Annotated in this window: 1 protein-coding gene and 2 pseudogenes; 2 read left to right on the plus strand and 1 reads right to left on the minus strand. The window is 62.0% G+C overall.

Translation table 11 applies throughout. From position 1 onward, the window contains the following. Together NKJ11_RS33570 and NKJ11_RS33575 are read left to right on the plus strand one after the other, a co-directional pair. Nucleotides 1-326: pseudogene (locus NKJ11_RS33570) on the plus strand (hypothetical protein); the annotation flags it as partial. Nucleotides 327-463: 137 nt separating this feature from the next. Then, a complete protein-coding gene (locus tag NKJ11_RS33575; RefSeq protein WP_352795171.1) occupies nucleotides 464-607 on the plus strand; it encodes a hypothetical protein in 144 nt (47 codons plus the stop codon). 403 nt (nucleotides 608-1,010) lie between these two features. On the opposite strand, the pseudogene NKJ11_RS33580 reads toward NKJ11_RS33575, so the two are convergent. Beyond that, a pseudogene (locus NKJ11_RS33580) lies at nucleotides 1,011-2,566 on the minus strand (ISL3 family transposase). Nucleotides 2,567-2,748 lie beyond the last annotated feature (182 nt).

Raw genomic sequence — 2,748 nt, forward strand, 5'->3', positions numbered from 1 at the left:
TCAGCACAGGCTGTGTGGGTTACGCCACTGAGGCAACCTTTGCACGCGTGTATGAGGCGTCGGCGACGTCACGCCCGTGGGTCGTCGCCTTCGCAATGCACCCCTTCAGTTACGACGACATCGCGGCGGCCCTTCGGGCTTTCTCGTTGGAAACAAGGCTCGTAGAACGGTTCAGACAGCGACAGCGCCGCTTCTCCACATCGACGGAACGGCAGGCGATCCTGAAGGCTATGGCCAAACTCGGCATAGAGGATCGCCTAGAGCGCACGACCGGCTACATCTATGCGTCCTGCCACATTTCCGCACCGCCAGGCGAAGCGCTCTGAGTCTTGTCGTTGACGGACACATCTCTAGGAGAAGCGAGCTACTCGCTCCACATCACCTGCGTTACTTGGTCGTAGCGGCCGAGCAGGGCAGCGTTGGCCAAGCAGGGGAGACGAGCCGCGCGACTATCTCATGTTCGATGCCCGCCACCAGTTTCATGCGCATTGTCGCCGATGTACCAGGCGCCGAAGACAGTGAGCCGCATCCGCAGCACCGCATCCATCCCTACCTGCTGCGCCATCTGGCGGTCGAAAGGCCGGATCAGGTCTGGTGCCCGACGTGACCTACAGTGCGCCTCGTCCCGGATAGTCCGGGTGCATATGACTGGAATGCATTGAGAAAGGAGAATTTGAAGAATGCCTGCTCCGCTGCTGTGAGGGCCCAAGCGGCGGTGACCTGTCGTCAAAAGGCAACGCAGAGGTTATCCTCCCGCCCCTCTTCGTACCTCGCCGCCACTGTCATCCCATCGACCCCCAGCACCCACCTGCCGCTTCTGTCGCCAAAACGCCCGATATAGGGCGGCCTCATCGACGTGAGGCAGCAGGAAGGTGAACCGGGTTTGGGCCGCCTGTCTGGCTGCCGCGTTCACCCGCTCGAGGTTCGGCGGCAAGGCAACCCGGCTCTGCGTCCGGATTGTGAATCGGCGTGCAAAATTGGCTCTGACGCACTTTTGGTGATGATTGAACCTAGCCAGCGCCGATGACGCGCGCCTGAAGCAGGTCGAGCTTTCCTCGGCCATACATTTGGCGTTTCACGAGCTTGAGCTTGGTGATCTGGCCCTCGGTCTGACCGTTGGACCATGGCAAGGTTATCGCCGCGCTGACGGCCGATCGATCTTTGAGAACGCCATTGGCGAACGAGGCGACCAGACTTGATCTGGCCCGCTCCAGCCAAGGTTCGAGATCGGCGAGAGTCTTCTTGCGGATCATGGCCTGGAAGCCTGCAACGATTTCCCGGGCCTCCACCAATAAAGGCACGCCGCCCTCGATCGCCGCCACCGTGACGGTTTCGGACTTAGAGAGGCTGTCGCGACCGATGGTCATTAGCCGCGCAATGGTTCGGGCCGAGGGTGCACGGCGCAGGGCGTCGCCATTCACTTGATCTGAATGCCGGCGACGCGTGGCCCACTCGGTGACGACACGCAAGCAACCACGGAATCCCTGGTTCTTGAGGCGCCGCCAGAGTGCTGTTGCATTGCGCTCCCCAGCCGTCCACTGGGCGTCGAGCCAAGGAAGTAAAGCTCCAGCGAGCTTTCTCGGACTCGAAAGACGTCAGATCGCTGGCCTCGCAGAACCTTGCGGACTACGCCGCGGCTATGGCCGGTGCGGCGAACAATCTCCTTAATCGTAGTCCCGTCCTTGGCCATGCCGAGGATGACGGCATTGGTGTCTTCCCGACGAAGGTATCCTTCATATTGAATCCGCTCGGCGGCGGTTAGCAGTTCTGGATCAATAGTGGCGGCACCAAGCGCGGCGCGGATCGACCGCATGGATTTGCGAACTGCGTCGAGGAAGGCGCGGCTGGCGTTCTCCATTAAGTGCCAGCGGTCGGCCACCTGGATCGCCCCAGGCAGCGCTTTGGCGGCCGCAAGAGCGTAGCCACCGCCGCGATCGCGGGCGACAATGTCGATCTGGGGTTGGTCTGTGAGCCAGGCCTGGGCCGTCGCCGGCTCACGGTCAGGCAGCAGGGCGATGGTCTTGCGCCGCTCAAGGTCGCAGATGATCGTCCCATAGCGTTGATTTCGTCGCCACGCCCAATCGTTGATCCCGATCACGCTCGGCGGGACAAAGCGCGGACTACCGCGCCGCCGCACAATGCGCAGCAACGTGTCGTTGCTCACCGGCAGCATCAACCTCTTGGCGAAGCTGGCTGCGGGCCTGCCGCCCAGCGCAAGCCCAAGGTGATGGACGATTTGGTCGAGCCGGGCGGTTCGCCGCGCCCACGGCGCCAGAACATCCCCGTCGAAACGCTCAGCGAAGATCCGCCGGCTGCACAACACGGCGCCGCAGTGGAACCGCCGAGCCACAACGACGATCCGAACAGGCTTGCCCGCCATAGGCAGGTCCGCAAGGCGCCGCTGATACCGACTGTGGATCCGCTGGGACCTCGTTCCGCAGCCCGGACAGAGGCTCGCCGTACTCGTAGGACGGACCGTGATCAACATCACCTCATCGTCAACGGCGGTGTCGTCCACCACAAAGCCGCGAGGGACGAGGGTCGAAGGCCGCAATGTATAGCCCATGCCATTGATTCCTTGCGTGAAACCAACGCCAGCCGGCACCCCATTTTCATCAAAAGTGAGTCAGAGCCAAAATTGGACGCCGATCGGGGGTCAGTTTTGGAAACGATGACGTAATTGCTGCCGTCGCTCCTTTGAACGAAGATTCGGCTGACGGCAAAAGCCGCCGACCATTGAGATCGAGG

It is taken from the genome of Mesorhizobium sp. M0243, assembly GCF_040321775.1.
In the GTDB taxonomy this organism is placed as follows: Bacteria; Pseudomonadota; Alphaproteobacteria; order Rhizobiales; family Rhizobiaceae; genus Mesorhizobium.

What these genes read in the sequence shown, in the direction of transcription:
- NKJ11_RS33575 (WP_352795171.1), top strand. Translation starts at nt 464, where the DNA reads ATGCCCGCCACCAGTTTCATGCGCATTGTCGCCGATGTACCAGGCGCC.